The sequence below is a fragment of the Amycolatopsis silviterrae genome (assembly GCF_042684085.1).
Taxonomy (GTDB): domain Bacteria; phylum Actinomycetota; class Actinomycetes; order Mycobacteriales; family Pseudonocardiaceae; genus Amycolatopsis; species Amycolatopsis silviterrae.
This window is the reverse complement of record NZ_JBHUKS010000004.1, coordinates 134414-153069: the sequence shown is the minus strand read 5'-3', so window position 1 is coordinate 153069 and position 18656 is coordinate 134414. Positions and strand designations below refer to the sequence as shown.

General features: G+C 70.5%; 17 protein-coding genes. 9 read left to right on the top strand and 8 right to left on the bottom strand.

The window, feature by feature from the left end; all coding sequences use genetic code 11:
• The first annotated feature begins 84 nt into the window (after positions 1-84).
• Positions 85-732: a response regulator transcription factor gene (locus ACFSVL_RS04370; RefSeq protein WP_378301961.1), complete on the top strand. Its 648-nt coding sequence runs from the start codon at positions 85-87 to the stop codon at positions 730-732.
• Positions 729-1910 (top strand): sensor histidine kinase, encoded by a 1182-nt coding sequence (locus ACFSVL_RS04365; RefSeq protein ID WP_378300696.1) that lies wholly within the window; start codon positions 729-731, stop codon positions 1908-1910. Before ACFSVL_RS04370 ends, ACFSVL_RS04365 begins: the two co-directional genes overlap by 4 nt.
• A 7-nt stretch (positions 1911-1917) precedes the next feature.
• Here ACFSVL_RS04365 and ACFSVL_RS04360 read toward each other — a convergent pair whose 3' ends face one another.
• On the bottom strand, positions 1918-2262 hold the full coding sequence (locus tag ACFSVL_RS04360) for a hypothetical protein (protein WP_378300694.1): 345 nt from the start codon (positions 2260-2262) through the stop codon (positions 1918-1920).
• A gap of 42 nt (positions 2263-2304) precedes the next feature.
• Positions 2305-2751, bottom strand: coding sequence for a hypothetical protein (locus ACFSVL_RS04355; protein WP_378300692.1), 447 nt, complete (start codon positions 2749-2751; stop codon positions 2305-2307).
• 148 nt (positions 2752-2899) lie between these two features.
• Between ACFSVL_RS04355 and ACFSVL_RS04350 the strand changes: the two genes are divergently transcribed.
• On the top strand, positions 2900-3283 hold the full coding sequence (locus ACFSVL_RS04350) for a hypothetical protein (protein ID WP_378300690.1): 384 nt from the start codon (positions 2900-2902) through the stop codon (positions 3281-3283).
• A 36-nt stretch (positions 3284-3319) separates the two neighbouring features.
• Entirely contained in the window at positions 3320-4615 is a 1296-nt protein-coding gene (hisS, locus tag ACFSVL_RS04345; RefSeq protein ID WP_378300688.1) for a histidine--tRNA ligase, read from the top strand.
• A gap of 462 nt (positions 4616-5077) precedes the next feature.
• Here hisS and ACFSVL_RS04340 read toward each other — a convergent pair whose 3' ends face one another.
• Together ACFSVL_RS04340 and ACFSVL_RS04335 are read right to left on the bottom strand one after the other, a co-directional pair.
• Positions 5078-5527: a flavodoxin family protein gene (locus ACFSVL_RS04340; RefSeq protein ID WP_378300686.1), complete on the bottom strand. Its 450-nt coding sequence runs from the start codon at positions 5525-5527 to the stop codon at positions 5078-5080.
• A gap of 10 nt (positions 5528-5537) precedes the next feature.
• On the bottom strand, positions 5538-7166 hold the full coding sequence (locus tag ACFSVL_RS04335) for a phospho-sugar mutase (protein ID WP_378300684.1): 1629 nt from the start codon (positions 7164-7166) through the stop codon (positions 5538-5540).
• Between the two features lie 57 nt (positions 7167-7223).
• Here ACFSVL_RS04335 and ACFSVL_RS04330 point away from each other — a divergent pair, with 57 nt between their 5' ends.
• Positions 7224-8375: a glycosyltransferase gene (locus ACFSVL_RS04330; RefSeq protein ID WP_378300683.1), complete on the top strand. Its 1152-nt coding sequence runs from the start codon at positions 7224-7226 to the stop codon at positions 8373-8375.
• A gap of 155 nt (positions 8376-8530) precedes the next feature.
• Here the strand turns inward: ACFSVL_RS04330 and ACFSVL_RS04325 are convergent, their stop codons facing one another.
• Genes ACFSVL_RS04325 through ACFSVL_RS04315 form a run of 3 tightly spaced genes read right to left on the bottom strand, consistent with a single transcriptional unit; the run spans position 8531 to position 10628 of the window.
• Entirely contained in the window at positions 8531-9316 is a 786-nt protein-coding gene (locus tag ACFSVL_RS04325) for a purine-nucleoside phosphorylase (RefSeq protein ID WP_378300681.1), read from the bottom strand.
• Entirely contained in the window at positions 9313-9741 is a 429-nt protein-coding gene (locus ACFSVL_RS04320) for an ABA4-like family protein (RefSeq protein WP_378300679.1), read from the bottom strand. Before ACFSVL_RS04320 ends, ACFSVL_RS04325 begins: the two co-directional genes overlap by 4 nt.
• Complete coding sequence (locus ACFSVL_RS04315) at positions 9738-10628, bottom strand: hypothetical protein (RefSeq protein WP_449224365.1); 891 nt, start codon at positions 10626-10628, stop codon at positions 9738-9740. Before ACFSVL_RS04315 ends, ACFSVL_RS04320 begins: the two co-directional genes overlap by 4 nt.
• A 194-nt stretch (positions 10629-10822) precedes the next feature.
• Here ACFSVL_RS04315 and ACFSVL_RS04310 point away from each other — a divergent pair, with 194 nt between their 5' ends.
• Positions 10823-11446, top strand: coding sequence for a MerR family transcriptional regulator (locus ACFSVL_RS04310; protein WP_378301959.1), 624 nt, complete (start codon positions 10823-10825; stop codon positions 11444-11446).
• A gap of 10 nt (positions 11447-11456) precedes the next feature.
• Here ACFSVL_RS04310 and ACFSVL_RS04305 read toward each other — a convergent pair whose 3' ends face one another.
• Positions 11457-13175: a serine/threonine-protein kinase gene (locus ACFSVL_RS04305; protein ID WP_449224364.1), complete on the bottom strand. Its 1719-nt coding sequence runs from the start codon at positions 13173-13175 to the stop codon at positions 11457-11459.
• Positions 13176-13434: 259 nt separating this feature from the next.
• Here ACFSVL_RS04305 and ACFSVL_RS04300 point away from each other — a divergent pair, with 259 nt between their 5' ends.
• The 3 genes from ACFSVL_RS04300 to meaB all read left to right on the top strand — a co-directional run bounded on the left by ACFSVL_RS04300 (position 13435) and on the right by meaB (position 18523).
• Positions 13435-15300, top strand: coding sequence for a methylmalonyl-CoA mutase family protein (locus ACFSVL_RS04300; protein WP_378300673.1), 1866 nt, complete (start codon positions 13435-13437; stop codon positions 15298-15300).
• A gap of 61 nt (positions 15301-15361) precedes the next feature.
• Complete coding sequence (scpA, locus tag ACFSVL_RS04295; protein WP_378300671.1) at positions 15362-17530, top strand: methylmalonyl-CoA mutase; 2169 nt, start codon at positions 15362-15364, stop codon at positions 17528-17530.
• A gap of 3 nt (positions 17531-17533) precedes the next feature.
• A complete protein-coding gene (gene meaB / locus ACFSVL_RS04290) occupies positions 17534-18523 on the top strand; it encodes a methylmalonyl Co-A mutase-associated GTPase MeaB (RefSeq protein WP_378300669.1) in 990 nt (329 codons plus the stop codon).
• Positions 18524-18656: the final 133 nt, after the last annotated feature.

The following is an 18656-nucleotide window of genomic DNA, read 5'->3' as shown; positions in this document are numbered from 1 at the left end:
CTACGAAAGTCGAGGGTCGGATGGCCGGATCACTGCGAGTATGGACCCGTGCACGATGAGGCAGAGACCCCGGCGGCTTCCCGGGTGCTCCTGGTCGAGGACGATCGAGACCTCGCCGGGATGCTCGTCGAGTTGCTCACCGGAGAAGGTTACGAGACCGAAGTGGCCCACGACGGCCAGCGCGGCCTGCACCTCGGGCTCACTGGCAGGCACGCGGTGGTGATCCTCGACCGGCGGCTCCCGGTGGTCGACGGGCTTTCGGTGCTGGCCCAGCTGCGCCGCCGGGCGGTGCCCGCGCGGGTGCTGGTGCTTTCCGCGCTCGGCGAGCTGGCCGACCGGGTGCACGGCCTCGACACCGGGGCCGACGACTACCTGGTGAAACCGTTCGAGACTGACGAGCTGCTCGCCCGGGTGCGCGCGTTGTGCCGCCGCGACGAGGAGCACGCCGAATCCCTTCCGCTCGGCGCGGCGGCGCTGGACCTGCAACGGCACGAGGTCGTGCTGCCGCGCGGCGAACGGGTGACGCTGTCCGGGCGCGAGTTCGAGCTGTTGCGCACGCTTGCCCAGCGGCCCAAGGCCATCCACCCGAGGGCGTCGCTGCGCGCGGGGGTGTTCACCGAGTCCGCCGCCGAGTCCATTGTGGACACCTATGTGTACTACCTGCGGCGGAAGCTGGGACGAGGCGTGGTGAAGACGGTGCACGGCCTTGGCTACCAGATCGGGGCGGTGTGACCACCGTCGTCGCCCCCGAATCGCGTGCGCTGCGGCGGGCGCGGCGGACGATCGCGGGCCAGATCGCCGTGGTGATCACGATGGTCGTGCTCATCGCTGGCGGGATCGCGTACTGGGTGCTGCTGCGCGGACAGGCCGCGGAGACCGAGCGGCAGCTGCAATTCGCGCTGAGCCACGGGCTTTCCGCGACCCCGCCCGGGTGCACCTACCTGGTGACGCCCGAGGGGCACGCGCCCGCCGGGCGGCTGCCGTTCACCCTCCCGCCCGCGTCGCCGGTGCCGCACCCCGGCGACGTGGTCACTGAGGAACGCGTGCTCGACGGCGCGACGTACACCGTCCGCACGGAGAACCGCGACGGCCAGACCTGGCAGGCGTACTTCAACCAGCACTACCTGATCTCCGACCGGCAGCACCTGCTGCTGGGGCTCGGGGTGGCCGAGCTGGTGGTGCTGATCGCGTCGGTGATCAGCGGGTATCTGCTGGCCGGACGGGCGATCCGGCCGCTGGGCGAGGCGTTGCGCCGGCAACGGACGTTCGTCGCCGACGCGTCCCACGAGCTGCGCGCGCCGTTGACCCGGCTGCACACCCGCACCCAGCTGCTGGCCCGGCGCGGCGGCGCGGGACCGGCCGATCTGGAAACCCTGGTCTCGGGCACCCGGGAGCTGGGCGCGGTGGTCGACGATCTGCTGTTGTCCGCACAGGCTTGCGCCGAACGGCCGCAGCTGGAGCCGGTGCAGCTGGCGGTGCTGGCGGAACAGGTGGTGGCGGCGGAATCGGTGCGCGCCAGCGACCGGCGGGTGGACCTGAAGCTGAGTCGTTCGCCGGGGCTGGAGGACGTCGTGCCGGGCGTGCCGACGGCGTTGCGGCGGGTGTTGTCCGCCTTGCTGGACAACGCGATCGGGCACACGCCGCCGGGCGGGTCGATCGAGGTGATCCTCGCCAATCCGGACGCGCGGCACGTCGAACTGCGCGTGTGCGACACCGGAATGGGCTTTCCGCAGCACGAGGCGGAACGGCTTTTCGAGCGGTTCGCGCACGGGGCACACGGCGAGGGACGGCGGTTCGGGCTGGGGCTGGCGTTGGTGCAGGAAGTCGTTGCCGGGCACGGCGGGACGATCGCCGCGGCGGGGAAACCTGGTGCCGGCGCGACGTTCACGCTGCGCTTCCAACGGGCTTGAGCTTGCGTCAGTCGGTGAGGGTGTCGGTCGGCAGCAACGCCCGCAGCCGCCGGGTCGTTGCCTCGTACTCGACGTAGGCGCGTGAGTTTTCCGGTCCGCCGGCGGCGAGATATTCGTCGTGCGCCAGCGCCTGTTCCGCGATCACCGACGCCAGCTGAACCAGGAAACGGGCCGAACGCTCGGAGCGCTCCGCCATCTCGGCGGAGCCGGGTAGCCCACGCTCGGCGAACCCTTCGAAAACCGCGGTGTTCTCGCGCTGCTTCTCGGCTAGCAAGCGGCAGGTCGCCGATTGCTGGCGGAGCTGGTCGGCATACGGCAACGCGACATCCCCGGGCTGGCTCACGCCCGACATCATGCCTGCTTTCCGCCGCCGATACCGACCAGCTCGGGCTGGCTAGAACACCACGACCGTGAACACGGTGGAGACCGCCGCGGTGAACAGGGTGGATTCGGGGTGGAAGACGCGCAGCGTCAAGCTCCCGGACACGCTCAGCCGGACGCCGAGGTTGAAGTCGCCCGGCGAGCACAGGGTGGAAGCCAGGTTCACCCACACCCCGGCTTGGGTTTGCTGCTGCAGGTACAGGAACCCGCCGTCGTCGCCGCGGCCAGCCGGGCCGGTCGCCACGTGCCCGTGGATCCGGAGCTGCTCTCCCTTGTGCACCTTGGCCTTGACCGGTCCGGCCTTGATGTGCACCGGTGTCTTCTTCCCGGCCAGCTGATGCGCGGCGGACTGCGGGACCGCCGCCTGCGCGGGCAGCGGCGCCAGGCACAGGCCGCCGAGGACGAGGGACAAGGCGAGACCGGCCGCTCGGCCGGGCCGCCGCATCGAGGTCGTAGTCATCGGCCCAGCGCAGTGCATCGGCGGTCGTCCCGCTTCCCCGTTCCCTCGACCGTCGGGGGACAGGCACCGGCAAGAGGGACGGCGTGAAGCTTCGTGACAGTGTTTTAAAACAGTGTTACTGTTGCCGTCGCACCCCGAGGAGGCGACCATGCACGGCCCAGTCCAGTTGTTCACCGTCATCGCGCTCGTATCGCTGCCGACCGTCATGTACGGCGGCTACGCGCTGAGCGGCGTCCTGCGCCGCGGCGATCTCACTGAGAAGCAGCGCGGGCTGTTCCGCGCCGGGCACGCGCACGCCGGTGTGCTGCTCGTCCTCACGCTCGCCGCGCTGCAGCTCGTCCAGCACGGCGGACTCGGCGACACCGTGCGCTGGATCGCCTGCTTCCTGCTGCTGTTCGGCGTGCTCGCGCAGTCCGGCGGGTTCTTCCTCGCGATGCTGCGCACCCGGCTCGGCATGGGCGTTACCACCGGTGGCGCGGTGCTGCTCGGCGCGGCCATGCTGCTCACCGCGTACGGCATCGCGTTCCCCTGACGAAATCGCTGGCGCCGGGTCGTTAAGCTGGATGACGTGCCTGAATACCTGTCGACCGCGCCTGTCAAGGGGACCCGAGACTTCCTCCCCGCCGAAATGTCCGTCCGTACGCAGGTGTTCGGCCATCTCTACGACGTGCTGGAGCGCTACGGCTACCTCCGCTACGACGGCCCGGTCCTGGAGCAGGCGGAGGTCTACGAGCGGAAGTCCGGCCAGGAGATCGCCGACCAGCAGCTGTACACGCTCACCACGCGCGGCGGCGAACGGCTCGCGCTGCGCCCGGAGATGACGCCGTCGGTGGCCAGGATGATCGCCGGCCACGCGAAATCGCTGTCGTTCCCGGTGCGCTGGTACAGCCACCCGAACTGCCACCGCTACGAGCGCCCGCAGCGCGGCCGCGTGCGCGAGCACTGGCAGATCAACGCGGACATCTTCGGTTCGGAAAGCGCGAACTGCGAGATCGAGATGTTCGAGCTGATCCACGACCTGATGGGCGCGGTCGGCGCGACCCCGGACATGTTCGCGGTGCGGGTCAACGACCGGAACCTGCTGTCGTCGGCGCTGACCGACGTCGCCGGGATCTCGCCGGACCACCTGCCGCAGGTGTTCGCGCTCGTCGACCGGTGGGAGAAGACCTCGGCCGAGGACCACGCGGCGAGCGCCGCCGAGATCGGCTTGTCGGACAAGCAGTTCGCGAAGCTCACCGAGACGCTCAGTGCCGGTCCGGCGCTGCTCGACGAGCTGCCCGCCGAGGTCAAGGCGGAGTCGAACCTGGTCAAGGTGCTCGCCAGCAGCGCGGCGAGCCTGGTCCGGTACGAGCCGCTGATCGTGCGCGGGCTGGCGTACTACACGTCGACCGTGTTCGAGGTCTTCGACACCTCGCCGCAGAACCGCCGAGCGCTGTTCGGCGGCGGCCGGTACAGCAACCTCGCCTCGATGTTCACCAAGGAGCAGATCTCCGGCATCGGGTTCGGCATGGGCGACGTGACGCTGATGGACTTCCTCGACACGCACGGCCTCGTGCCGCAGCCGCGCAGCGAGGTCGACGTCACGGTCATCCCGGTCGCCGAGGACCTTGCCGACCCGGCCCGCGAGGTCGCGACGACGCTGCGGAAGGCGGGGCTGCGCACCTCGACCCCGCTGGAACTGCGCAAACTGGGCAAGGAGCTCACCCGCGCGGACAAGGCGGGCGCGATCGCGGTCGTCATCGTGGGCGAGGAGGACTGGGCCGAAGGCATGGTGACCGTGCGGAGCCTGGCCACCCGGGAGCAGCAGCGGGTCACGCTGGCCGACGTGCCGGCGACGGTGCGGGCGATGGTCTCGCCCGCCTGATTTTTCCCAGGGCGGGCATCGGTCGGCGGACCGGTGCCCGCCCCTCGTTTATCCGGCGGCTGGTGGATCCGGTGCGATTTCGGCACTCCCGGGCGCGGGTCGCTGAGGGAATCAGCCGACGTCCATGTTGCTCCACAATGGACACTCAAGGCCGGTTCGCGTTCCCGGCTCCGGGGCACCGGGGGCCCGTTCGCCGGGACGGTGTGCAACTGCGGATCCGCGTTCTTCCGGCGCGGCGGGCCTGGTCGGCGCCCTGGGAGTCGAACCGGGCACGCTTGGTTGTCATCGCAGGGTCGTCATGATCGGTTCTTTGTAGTACTCTTGCGTAGTCGAGGTCGATCGCCTTCGTTGCGAACCCTTGACTTGGCCTGTTGCCGGAGGTCGACCCCCAGGGCTTCCGGTGACAGGCCTCTTACTTTTCCCGGGAAGGGTTTCCGCCCCGCTCACCGGAGTAAGGCCTGCTCACATGAGCGTCGCGGCAAGCGTTCCGCCGAGTTCGGTCACCGCTTCCAGCGCGGCCTTGTCCGGCTCGCCCATCACGAGCACCGGTTCGGCCACCCGGGTCCAGCCGAGCCCGGTGGTGATCGCGTCGAGTTGCCGCACGGTTCCGGACGTGTCGTTGTTGCCGTGCACGTAAGCCCCGAACGGGCGGCCTTTCGTCGCGTCCAGGCACGGGTAGTACACGGTGTCGAAGAAGTGTTTCAGCGCACCGCTCATGCTGCCGAGGTTCGCCGGCGTGCCCAGCAGGTAACCGTCCGCGGCCAGCACGTCGGCCACCGTCGCACCGAGCGCGGGACGGCGGACGACCTCGACGCCTTCGATATCCGGATGTTTCGCGCCGGCGAGCGCGGCCTCGAACATCGCCTGCATCGACGGCGACGGCGTGTGGTGCACGATCAGCAACGTGGACATGGTCCTCCCGTCAGCGCAGCAGCGCGGTGATCTCCGCGCGGACCGCGTCGAGCCGTTCCGTCGCGCCGCGCCGGGCATCGGCCAGTTCGCCGGTCACCGGAGCCACCACTTGCAGGTACGCCTTCAGTTTCGGTTCGGTGCCGGACGGCCGCACGACGACCCGCACGCCGTCGCCGCTCAGCCGCAGCACGTCGGCGTCCGGCAGGAGGTCTTCGAGCGTCACCGGCACCCCGCCGAGCGTGGCGGGCGGGTTCGCGCGCAGTGCGGCCATGAGCCGTCCGCGCACGGAAAGATCGGTGACCCGCAACGACACTTGATCGGTCAGGTGCACGCCGTGCCGGGTCGCGATGTCGTCGAGGACGTCCAGCGCCGTGCGGCCTTCGGCCTTGAGCGTGGCGGCCAGGTCGGCACCGGCGACCGCGGCGGCGATGCCGTCCTTGTCGCGAACAAAGCTCGGGTTCACGCACAGCCCGAGCGCCTCCTCGTACGCGAACACCAACCCCTCGCCGGCGCGGACCAGCCACTTGAACCCGGTGAGCGTTTCCGCGTAGCGCGCGCCTTTTTCCTTCGCCACTTCGCCGAGCAGCGACGAGGACACGATGGTGGTGGCCACCAACGGGTCTGGATTGTCCGTTGTGGACAGAACGTGCGCCCCGAGCAGGACGCCGGTCTCGTCGCCGCGCAGCATCCGCCAGCCGTCCGGGCCGCGGACGCCGAGCGCGCACCGGTCGGCGTCCGGGTCGAGCGCCACCGCCAGGTCCGCGTCCACTTCGGACGCCAGCGCCAGCAGGAGGTCGGTCGCGCCGGGCTCCTCGGGGTTCGGGAACGAGACGGTGGGGAAGTCGGCGTCCGGTTCGGACTGCGCGGAAACCAGGTGCACGTCGGTGAATCCGGCGCGAGACAGCGCGGCCCGCAACGTTTCCGCGCCGACGCCGTGCAGCGCGGTCGCGGCGATCCGCAGCTCGCGCGTCGTGCCGTGCGGCAGCGCGCCGACCGCCGCGAGGTACGCCTCGCGCGGGTCGACGACCTCGGCGCCGGGCGTGCGCGGAATGCTGCGCGCGGCCGGTGCGGTCTGGATCGCGCGCTCGATTTCGCCGTCGGACGGCGGCACGATCTGGCCGCCGGTGGCGTCGTAAAGCTTGTATCCGTTGTCCGCGGGCGGGTTGTGCGACGCGGTGATCTGGATCCCGGCGACCGCTCCGTAATGCAGCACCGAGAACGCCAGCACCGGCGTCGGCAACGGTTGTGGCAGCACCTTCACCGCGAACCCGGCGGCGGTGAGCACTTCGGCCGCCGCGGTGGCGAACTCTTCCGAACCGTGCCGTGCGTCCCGGCCGACCACGACCACGCCGCCCGCGTGCCCGTGCGCGGCGAGCCACGCGGCGACGCCCGCGGTGGTCCGCGTGACGACCGCGACGTTCATCCCGTTCGGACCCGCGCGCACCGGACCGCGCAGCCCCGCGGTGCCGAACTCCAGCGGTCCGGCCATCCGGTCGGCGATCTCCTCGACCGCGCCGGGCACCTTGCCGATCGCGCGGGCGAGCGCGGCGGTCAACTCCTCGCGCGCGGCCGGATCCGGGTCGTCGGTGATCCAGCGGTAGACGGAATCGCGGAGGCGGGAATCGAGGCTGTCGGACACCCTGGCCAGCTTACGCGGATCCGGAAAGAAGTTGATCGCCGACGATAGGCTGGCTTCGTGCGCATTCTTTTCACTTCCCTCGCGTCGTACGGTCACCTTTATCCGTTGCTGCCGCTGGCCACCGCCGCGCGCGACGCGGGCCACGACGTGGTCTACGCGACCGCCCCGGACTCCCATCCGACCCTGGAGAAGGCGGGCCTGGAGAGCGTCGCCGCCGGAATGACGCTGCAGGAGGTCTTCGGCGAGCTGTTCGCCGGAGACGCCCGCGGCCGCCACGAGATCCCGGAAGCCGAGCTGAACCAGGCGATCGGCAAGGGGTTCGGGCGGCTGCTGCCCACCCGGTTCATGACCGATCTCGAACCGGTGATCGCCGAGCGGAAACCGGACCTGGTGGTGTACGAAATGGGCAATCCGGGCGGGATGTTCGCCGCCCACCGCGCGGGGATTCCCGCGATCGGACACGGATTCGGCCGGGTGTCCACCGGCGGTCCGATGGAGCACATCAGCAAGCAGATCGACGCGTTCGCCGCCGAACTCGGGCTCGACGGCGACAGCGGGGTCTTCTGGGGCCGCCCGTTCGTGGACATCTGCCCGCCGTCGGTGCAGGCGCCGGAGTTCGTCGCCAGGGCACAGCGCTTGCCGCTGCGCCCGGTCGGCTGGAGCGAACCGGGCGAGCTGCCGTCCGGCGTCGAAGGCCGCGACCGCAGCCGCCCGCTGGCGTACTTGACGCTCGGCACCACCGGAGCCAGCCAGGCGCACCTGCTGACCGCGGCGTTGCAGGGGCTGGCCTCGCTCGACCTTGACGTGCTGGTGGCCACTGGCCCGGCCGTCGACGTCGCCGCGCTCGGCGAGGTGCCGGCCAATGTGCAGCTGGAGGCGTGGGTGCCGCAGTCGGAACTGCTGCCGCACGTCGACCTCGTGGTGCACCACGGCGGAAGCGGCACCACCCTGGGCGCGTTCGCGGCGGGAGTGCCGCAGCTGGTGCTGCCGCAGGGCGCGGACCAGTTCACCAACGCCGACGCGGTGATCGAAGCCGGCGCGGGCGCGAAGCTGCTCGGCGACGAACTGACGGCGGACGCGGTCCGCGAAGCCTCCGCCCGGTTGCTGACCGACAGCGCGGTGGCGGACGCCGTGCGCGGGCTGGCGGAAGAGGTGGCGGGGATGCCTTCGCCGCAGGAAGTGGTCGCTCAGCTGTCGCAGTACGCCTGAGCTGCTTGCGCCCCAATGTGGCATTGGGTGCGTTAGATGCACCGAACGCCACATTGGGTGCGTTGAGCGAGCCTGCGGCGCGCAGCGCCTCCGTTGAGGGTGGTGGCGGGGGCATGGATGGAGCACCCAATGCCACATTGGGGCGCTCGCCGGGCTCAGGCGCGGGTGACGAGTTCCTTCAGCAGCGACCCCATCCGCGTAGCCGACTGCCGCCCCGCCTCCAGGACTTCCTCGTGGTTCAGCGGTTCGCCGGTCATGCCCGCGGCCAGGTTCGTGACCAGCGACAGCCCGAACACCTCGAGCCCGGCCGCGCGGGCGGCGATCGCCTCCAGCACGGTCGACATGCCGACCAGGTCCGCGCCGAGGGTGCGCAGCATCCGGATCTCGGCGGGCGTTTCGAAGTGCGGTCCGGGCAGGCCCGCGTACACGCCCTCCTCCAGCGAACCGTCGATCTCCCGCGCCAGGTCGCGCAGCCGCGCGGCGTACAGGTCGGTGAGGTCGACGAAGTTCGCGCCGACGATCGGGGAGCGCGCGGTCAGGTTGAGGTGGTCGGAGATCAGCACCGGCTGCCCGACGCTCATCCCCGCGCGCAGCCCGCCCGCCGCGTTGGTGAGCAGCACCGTCCGCGCGCCCGCCGCCGCGGCCGTGCGCACGTTCTGCACCACCGGGTCGATGCCCTTGCCCTCGTAAAAGTGCGTGCGGCCGAGCAGGACCAGCGCACGCTTGTCGCCGATCCGCAGCGACCGCACCGTGCCGCCGTGGCCGACGGCTCCGGGCGGGGTGAAGCCCGGCAGTTCGCCGAACGGGATCTCCGTGTCCGCGGTGCCGATCACGTCCGCGGCCGGGCGCCAGCCCGAACCGAGCACGACGGCGATGTCGTGCTTCTCGACGCCGGTGCGCTCGGCGATGACGGCCGCGGCCGCCTCCTCCAGGTTGCTCATGCCGCCGAGCGTATCCGGGCACTGCGCACCGCGAGGAACGCGACCAGCCCGAACGGCGACAGGAAGATCGTCAGCACCAGCAGCGGGCTGAGCACCCACCACGGGACCCGGTGCGTGCGCGCCTCGAAGAACATCCAGCGCGCGATGAACAGGTCGAACGCGATGAGGTGCGCCCAGACCAGCGCGGCCCCGTACGGCGTGCTCAGAAACCCTTGCAGGACACCGAGATCCGGCCGCCGCATCGCGTGCCACAGCTCGCCGAAATGCGGGATCGCCAGCACGAAGTACCAGGCCAGCGGCAGCAGCGGCACCCACGGCGACGCCAGGATCCGGCGGGTGCCGCGCCAGCCGGGCAGGAAGATCATCAGCGCCCAGAACGGCACCGCGACCGGGAACGTCCAGGCGAAGACGGTCAGGTCGCTCATCGGAGTTTCTTCCGGACCGGCACCAGCACCGACGCCGCTGTGGCCGCCGCGACGGCACCGACCAGCAGACCGGCCGCGGCCAGCGTCGGACCGCTCGGGTAGATGAGCGGCTCGCCGCGTTCGGCCTGCCAGACGACCAGGCCGACGAGGCCCGCGTAGCCGAGCGAACCCGTCCACACCAGCCGCACGCGCACCGCGCTCTCGCGCAGCCGGGGCAGCCGCGTCGCGAGCAGGGCGAGGCCGAAAGCCAAGAGCGGCAACGCTTGCAGCGCGTGCATGCCGATGAAATGCGGGATGCGCAGGTCGCCGCCGGTGGTGCTCCAGCCGAGCAGCGGGAGGCCGGGGCCGCCGTCCTCGACGCCGACGCTGTGCGCGCCGATGAGATCGGAGTGTCCGGTAGCTTGGATCTTGGCCAGCTCCTGCGGCGTGGGCTGGGTCATCAGCGCGCCGAGCCCGGCGCCGATCAGCGCCAGCACCGCGCCGGTGCGCACCGCCCAATGCACCGCGCGGTCTTCGAGCCGGGTGAACATCAGCAGGACGGTGGCCACGAGCGTGGCGAGCCAGAGCCCCGCCACCATCAGGCCCATGGCCTGGAACAGCGCCGAGTCGAACGGGGACGTGTTCGCGAAGTGGCTCGGCCTGCCGCGGACCGCCTGAAAGGTCATCGCCACGTACTCGGCGGCGAACAGCACGACGGCGACGGTGGTGGCCGCGCTCGCGACCTTGCGCAACCGGCCGGGCAGCAGCGAGACGAGCCAGCTCCAGGTGAAGAAGTAGAGCCCGCCGGACACGGCGAACTTGAACAGCTTCGCCCACACCGGCGCGCCGAGCAGGGTGCGGCGGTCGATCAGCATCGCCGCGATGGTCAGCACGGCCGCGACCGCCATCGATGCGGCGAACCGCAGCGAAGGTCGGTGCCAGGTGCGCATCCGGGCGGTATTCAGCGTCTCGGGCGGGTCGACAGTGGTGGTCACGGGTTCCTCCCAGTATGGATAGTCAAGCTCTCCGCTATGGGAAGTTAAACTATCTATACTGAGAAGTCCTCAGGGTTTTTCCCGGAAGTAGGGTCGAACGGGTGCGGATGGCAGAGCTGAGCGCGGAATCCGGGGTCCCGGTGGCGACGATCAAGTACTACCTGCGGGAGGGTCTGCTCCCGGCAGGCGAGCGGACCAGCCCGAACCAGGCTCGCTACGACGAGGGGCACGTGCGGCGGCTGAAGCTGATCCGGGCGCTGGTCGAGGTCGGCGGGCTGTCGGTGGCGACGGTGCGGGAAGTGGTCGCCGCGGTCGACTCCGACGAACCGGCGTACCACGTGCTGGGGGTCGCGCAGCGGGCGTTGACCGGGTTCGCCGCGGATGTCCCCGAGGACGAGCGCGAGTGGGCGATGGAGACGCTGTCCGCGCTGGCCAGGAAGCACGGGTGGAAGTTCGGGCCGGACAATCCGGTCGCGCCTTCGCTGGTCGGCACCATGTGCACGATTCGCGCGCTGGGGCACGAGGCGTTGCTTGACCAGCTCGGCCGGTACGCGGAGATCGCCGACCGGATCGCGGAGGCGGACCTGGACACCATTGACGCCTCGGTGCCGATGGACCGGATCGTCGAGGCCGCGGTGGTCGGGACGGTGCTGGGGGACCGGTTGTTCGAAGGACTGCGGCGGCTGGCGCAGGCCGCCGAGACCGCCCGGCGCTACCCGGACGGCCGGTAAGCCCGGTAGGTCAGGAGGAGGCCGGGAACGACAAGGTCGGCGCGATCTGGTCGAAGAGGCCGGACGAGCTGTCTTCCTGTTCGGTCGGGACGGTGAGCGACAGCAGCCACAGCGCGTTGCCGGACTGCTTGATCAGCGCGAAGGTCGCGCGGGTGATGACCGGGCCCGCTTTCCCCTCGCGGCCGGGGGATCGTTCCGCGGTGCGGTAGGCGAGTTCGGTGCCGTTGGCCGTCTCGTGCGCTTCCCGCGCGATGGTGAACGAGTCTTGCGACGAGGAAAGCTTCAGCGCTTCCACCGCGTCGCCTTCGGAGTACTTCTCGAAGAAGTTCGGGATTCGTTCCAGGCGAAGGGATTGGCGGCCGTCCGCGGAGAGGTACTGGACCACGGCGGACGTGCCGAAGGTCGATTTCCGGGACGCGATAAAGCGTTTCCAGCCTTCCGGCACCGACACGGTGTACTCGCTGTCGCGCGTGACGTTCGCCGTCGCGCTCGCGTTGCCGTGCTGGGGAAACAATTTCAGCGGCTCCGACGTGCCCGCGACGGTGCCCAGCGTGCCCAGCGTTCCGGTGCTCATGCTCTGCGGCGGCAGCAGGTTCTGCCCGCTCACCACGCGGGCCAGCGCGAAACCGCCACCACACGCGACGGCGAACAGCAGCATCGAAGCGACCGCCAGCAGTGCCGTCGCCTTGCCGCTGCGACGCGGGGGAGGCGGGGGCAGCGGAGCCGGCAGCGGCAGGGGCGCTGGCATCGGCGGGCCAGGGACCGGCGCGGGGGTGAAGGCGGGCGCGGCCCCGGTGTTCCCCGAGCGCATGAACGGCAGCGGGCCCGGATCCGCAGCCAACGCGGCGGGCTGATCGGGGGTTTCCGGTTTCGGGGCGACGGTCTTGATCACCTGCGTGTCGGTGGCGTCCAGGTGCGCGGCCGTCTTCTTACCGTCCGGCGTGCGGAACAGTTCCGGGCCGAACAGGTCCAGCGCGGCCTTGTTCTGCCTCGGGTACAGCCGGTGGCGCACCTCGCGCAGCGAGATCCGCTTCTCCGGCTCCTTCTTCATCAACGCGGCGATGACGTCGGCCAGCGGGCCCGGCTTCGGGCGCGGGACCTTGCCGTTGACGACCTTGCCGACGGTTTCCAGCGGGTCGCCGTCCGCGTCGTACGGCGGCGAGCCCTCGACGGCGGCGAACAGCGTCGCGCCGAGGCCCCACAGGTCGGCGTTGGGGGTGACCGCGCCGCCGGAAGCGACCTCCGGCGAGATGTACGCGGGCGAACCGAGCATGATCCCGGTCCGCGTCATGGTGGCTTCGGAGACGTTGCGGGCGATGCCGAAGTCGGTGAGCTTGATCCGGCCGTCGCTCGCCACGAGGACGTTGCCCGGTTTCACGTCGCGGTGCGTGATGCCCGCGTCGTGCGCCGCTTCGAGCGCGGCGGCCACCGCGATGCCGACCGCCGCCGCCTGTTCGACGGTGAGCGGGCCGTGGTCGCGCAGCAGGTGCGCGAGGCTGCGCGACGGCAGCAGCTCCATCACGACGAACGGCGCGTCGTCCTCGCGCGCGACGTCGTGCAGCGTGATGACGTTCGGATGCGACAGCACCGCGATCGCCCGCGCCTCGCGCAGCGTGCGCTCGCGCAGTTCGTCCGCCTGTTCGGCCGGGATGCCCGGCGGCACCTTCATCTCCTTGACCGCGACCGGGCGGTGCAGGAACTCGTCGTACGCCGACCAGACCGTGCCCATCGACCCCGACCCCAGAACCGACCGCAGGCGATAGCGCCCGGCGACTACCCGCGGCTGGTCGCCGCCGGTCGGCTCGGCGTTGTCCGTGCGGTCGGTGTTGCCGGGCTGGTCCAGGTCGCTGTTCTCCGAGGGCACCTCATGATTGTGGCCCAAGGGGCCGACACTCTTCGACTCGCCACCGCTACCCCTGAGTTCACCCGTACGGGGGGCGAGCAGAGTCACAGGTGCGGGTGGTGGCCTGCCTCTACCATCACTGGGTATGACGAACGTGGCTGGTCCGGAGTCGGCGCCGCACTCCGAGCCCGGGCTCGCGCTCGCGGCGGAGTTCCCGACCGCGGACCGCGCCCAGTGGCAGGAGCTGGTGGCGGGAGTGCTGCGCAAGAGCGGCAGGCTCCCGGAGGATTTCGCGGGTGCGCCCGAGGGCAAGCTGGCCTCGCGCACCTACGACGGCATCGAGATCCAGCCCCTATACACCGCTGAGGACGCTGGCGGAGACCTCGGCTTCCCCGGGCTCCCGCCGTTCGTGCGCGGGGCGCGTCCGGAGGGTGTCGTCGACACCGGCTGGGACATCCGGGTCCGGCACCAGCGCGAAGACGTCCGTGCGGCGAACGCGGCGATCCTCGCGGACCTCGAAGGCGGCGCGTCTTCGGTGTGGCTGCGCCTTGGCGAAGGATCGCTCCCGATCTCCGCGCTCGCGGACGTGCTGAACGAGGTGTACGTCGGCCTCGCGCCGGTGGTCCTCGACGCCGGTGCGGAGTACGAAAACGCAGCTCAGGCACTTCTTGACCTCTTCGCTGAGCGTGAGGTCCCGGCCAGCGAAGCCGTCGGCACGCTCGGTGCGGACCCCATCGGCACCACGGCGCGCACCGGGCAGGCTCTCCCGCTCGCCCCGGCCGCCGAACTGGCCGCGAAGGTTGCCCCTAAGTACCCCAAAGTCCGCACGATTGTCGCCGACGGACTGCCATTTCATGAGGCGGGCGGCTCCGACGCGCAGGAACTCGGCGCGACCATCGCGTCCGGCGTCGCTTATCTGCGTGCGCTCACCGCGGCGGGCCTGGACGCCGCGGCCGCGGCCGCGCAGATCGAGTTCCGCCTCGCCGCGACTGCCGACCAGTTCCTCACCATCGCCAAGTTCCGCGCCGCGCGCCGGCTGTGGGACCGGGTCCTCGAGGTCTCCGGCGCGCCCGCGGAAGCCCGCGGGATGCACCAGCACGCGGTCACGTCGCCGTCGATGTTCACCCAGCGCGACCCGTGGGTGAACATGCTGCGCACCACCGTCGCCTGCTTCGCGGCCGGCGTCGGCGGCGCGGACGCGGTCACCGTGCTGCCGTTCGACGCGGCGATCGGCCTGCCGGACGCGTTTTCCTCGCGGATTGCCCGCAACACCAACGCGATCCTCATCGAGGAGTCGAAGCTGGGCAGCGTGATCGACCCGGCGGGCGGCTCCTGGTACGTCGAGAAGCTCACCGACCAGCTCGCCGAAGCCGCGTGGCGCGAGTTCACCGCGATCGAGGCGGCCGGCGGCATCGAGGCCGAGCTGGCCTCCGGCGCGCTGGCCGGACGGCTCGCGCAGACCTGGGAGAAGCGCGCGAGCCGCCTCGCCACCCGGCGCGACCCGCTCACCGGCGTCAGCGAGTTCCCGAACCTGGCCGAAAAGCCGGTCGCCCGCGAGCCGATCCCGTCCACTGTGGACGGCGGACTGCCCCGGCACCGGTACGCCGAGGAGTACGAGAAACTGCGTGACGCGTCCGACGCCTATCTCGCCGAACACGGCGAACGGCCGAAGGTTTTCCTGGCCACGCTGGGCCCGGTCGCCGCGCACACCGGCCGCGCCTCGTTCGCGACGAACCTGTTGCAGGCGGGCGGGATCGAGGCGGTGAACCCCGGCGCGACCGACGATCTGCCCGGCGCGTTCCGCGAGAGCGGCGCGAAGGTCGCCTGCGTCTGCGGCACGGACGCGGCGTACGAGGAACAGGCCGCCTCCGTCGCGGCCTCGCTCGGCGCGGACAGCGTGCTGTTGGCGGGCAAGGGAAATTACGACGGAATCAACGGCAATCTGTACGCCGGGTGCGACGCGCTCGACATCCTGACCAGCCTCCACGCACAGCTGGGAGTCGCTCAATGAAAACCATCAGGAAGCGTGAGGCAGCAATGCGCTCCAGCGCGGGTCTAAAGACGGTGATTCGATGAGCATCCCGAACTTCGCCGACATCCCCCTCGGCACGCCCGAGCCCGGCGACCGCGCCGCGTGGGCGCAAGCCGTCCAGGAAGCGACCGGCAAGGGCCCCGACGCGCTGGCCTGGGAAACCCCCGAGGGCATCGGTGTGAAACCGGTCTACACCGCCGCCGATCTGTCCGATGTGGACTTCCTCGGCACGTACCCGGGCATCGCCCCGTACCTGCGCGGGCCGTACCCGACGATGTACGTCAACCAGCCGTGGACGATCCGCCAGTACGCCGGGTTCTCCACCGCGCAGGAGTCGAACGCCTTCTACCGCCGCAACCTCGCGGCCGGGCAGAAGGGCCTGTCGGTCGCGTTCGACCTCGCCACCCACCGCGGCTACGACTCCGACCACCCGCGCGTGTCCGGCGACGTCGGCATGGCGGGCGTGGCGATCGACTCGATCTACGACATGCGCCAGCTCTTCGACGGCATCCCGCTGGACAAGATGTCCGTCTCGATGACGATGAACGGCGCGGTGCTGCCGGTGCTCGCGCTGTACGTGGTCGCGGCCGAGGAGCAGGGGGTGAAGCCGGAGCAACTCGCGGGGACCATCCAGAACGACATCCTCAAGGAGTTCATGGTCCGCAACACCTACATCTACCCGCCGCAGCCCTCGATGCGGATCATCTCCGACATCTTCGGCTACACCTCGCAGCACATGCCGAAGTACAACTCGATCTCCATCTCCGGCTACCACATGCAGGAAGCCGGCGCGACCGCCGACCTGGAGCTGGCGTACACGCTCGCGGACGGCGTCGAGTACATCCGCGCGGGCGTCGAAGCCGGGCTGGACGTCGACAAGTTCGCGCCGCGGCTGTCGTTCTTCTGGGCCATCGGCATGAACTTCTTCATGGAGGTCGCGAAGCTGCGCGCGGCGCGCCTTCTGTGGGCGAAGCTGGTGAAGCAGTTCGAGCCGAAGTCTCAGAAGTCGCTGTCGCTGCGTACGCACTCTCAGACCTCTGGCTGGTCGCTCACCGCGCAGGACGTGTTCAACAACGTCACGCGTACGTGCGTCGAAGCGATGGCCGCCACCCAGGGGCACACACAGTCGTTGCACACCAACGCTCTCGACGAAGCGCTCGCGCTGCCCACTGACTTCTCCGCGCGGATCGCGCGCAACACACAGCTGTTGCTGCAGCAGGAATCCGGCACCACGCGCGTCATCGACCCGTGGGGTGGCAGCGCGTTCGTCGAGAAGCTCACCTACGACCTCGCGCGCAAGGCGTGGGGCCACATCACCGAAGTCGAAGGCGCGGGCGGCATGGCGCGCGCGATCGACGAGGGCATCCCGAAGCTGCGCATCGAAGAGGCAGCCGCGCGTACGCAGGCGCGCATCGACTCGGGACGACAGCCGGTCATCGGCGTGAACAAGTACCAGGTCACCGACGACGAGCAGATCGACGTGCTGAAGGTCGACAACGCGGGCGTACGCGCGCAGCAGCTCGACAAACTGCGCCGCCTGCGCGAAGAACGCGACCCGCAGGCCACCGAGGACGCGCTGCGACGGCTCACCGAAGGCGCGCAGAACAACGGCAACCTGCTCGAACTGGCCATCAACGCCGCCCGCGCGAAGGCCACCGTCGGCGAGATCTCCGACGCCCTGGAAAAGAACTGGGGCCGCCACTCCGGCCAGATCCGCACGATCTCCGGCGTGTACCGGGAAGAGGTGGGGAAGTCGGACAACGTCGAAAAGGCCCGCGAGCTGGTCGACAAGTTCGCCGAGGACGAAGGCCGCCGCCCGCGCATCCTGGTCGCGAAAATGGGCCAGGACGGCCACGACCGCGGCCAGAAGGTGATCGCCACCGGCTTCGCCGACCTCGGCTTCGACGTCGACGTCGGCCCGCTGTTCTCCACCCCGGCCGAGGTCGCTCGCCAGGCGTCCGAAGCCGACGTGCACGTGATCGGCGTGTCCTCGCTCGCCGCCGGGCACCTGTCGCTGGTGCCCGCGCTGCGCCACGAGCTGGCGGAGCTGGGCCGCGAGGACATCATGGTCGTGGTCGGCGGCGTGATCCCGCCGCAGGACTACCCCGAGCTGCGCGAAGCGGGAGCGGCGGCGATCTTCGGCCCGGGCACGGTGCTCGCGGACGCGGCGATCGACCTGCTCCAGCAGCTGGCCGCGCAGGAGTCCTGAACCTTGCCGCGGCGGATCGACGTCGGCGAATACGCCAAGGGCGTGCTCGCGGGCGACCGGGGGACCCTGTCCAAGGCCATCACGCTGGTCGAATCGCACCGGGAGGACCACCGGCGGCAAGCGCAGGAGCTGCTGGTCGAGCTGCTCCCGCACGCTGGCGGGGCGAAACGCGTCGGCATCACCGGCGTACCCGGAGTCGGCAAGTCGACATTCATCGACCAGCTCGGCACCGACCTCACCACCGCCGGGCACCGGGTCGCGGTGCTGGCCGTCGACCCGTCCTCGACCCGCACCGGCGGCTCGATCCTCGGCGACAAGACCCGGATGGCGCGGCTGGCGGTCGACCCGAAGGCGTTCATCCGGCCGTCGCCGACGTCCGGCACGCTCGGCGGCGTCGCGCGCGCCACCCGCGAGACGATCGTGCTGATGGAGGCCGCCGGCTTCGATGTCGTGCTGGTGGAGACGGTCGGGGTCGGGCAGTCCGAGGTGACCGTGGCGAACATGGTCGACTGCTTCCTCTTCCTGACCTTGGCGCGCACCGGCGACCAGTTGCAGGGCATCAAAAAGGGCGTGCTCGAACTCGCCGACGTCATCGCCGTGAACAAGGCCGACGGTCCGCACGAACGCGACGCCAAACGCGCCGCACGCGAACTGCAGGGCGCGCTGCGGATGATCTACGGCAAGGACGCGCTCTGGACGCCGCCGGTACTCACGTGCAGCGGCCTCGAAGGCAGCGGCCTCGACGAGGTGTGGGCCGCGATCGGGAAACACCGCGAGGTGCTCACTGAATCGGGTGATCTTGGCGAGCGGCGCAAACGCCAGCAGGTTGACTGGACCTGGTCGATGGTCCGCGAACAGCTGCTCGACCGGCTCACCGCGCATCCGGCGGTCCGCGCGCAGGTAGCCGACGTGGAACGAGCGGTGCGCGACGGGGAACTCACCGCGACGCTGGCCGCGCAGCGGATCTTGGCCGCGTTCACCGAGCCCTCCTGAAACCCGCGCCAGGACGCCGCCGTCGAATTGCCCGATTTATGCCCACGTGACCGCATTTGAAGGGCTGTGAGGGGAACCCTGCGGGAATCTGAGTCCGTGAAGGTTCCCCTCACGGACGGGCCCAAACCCGCGC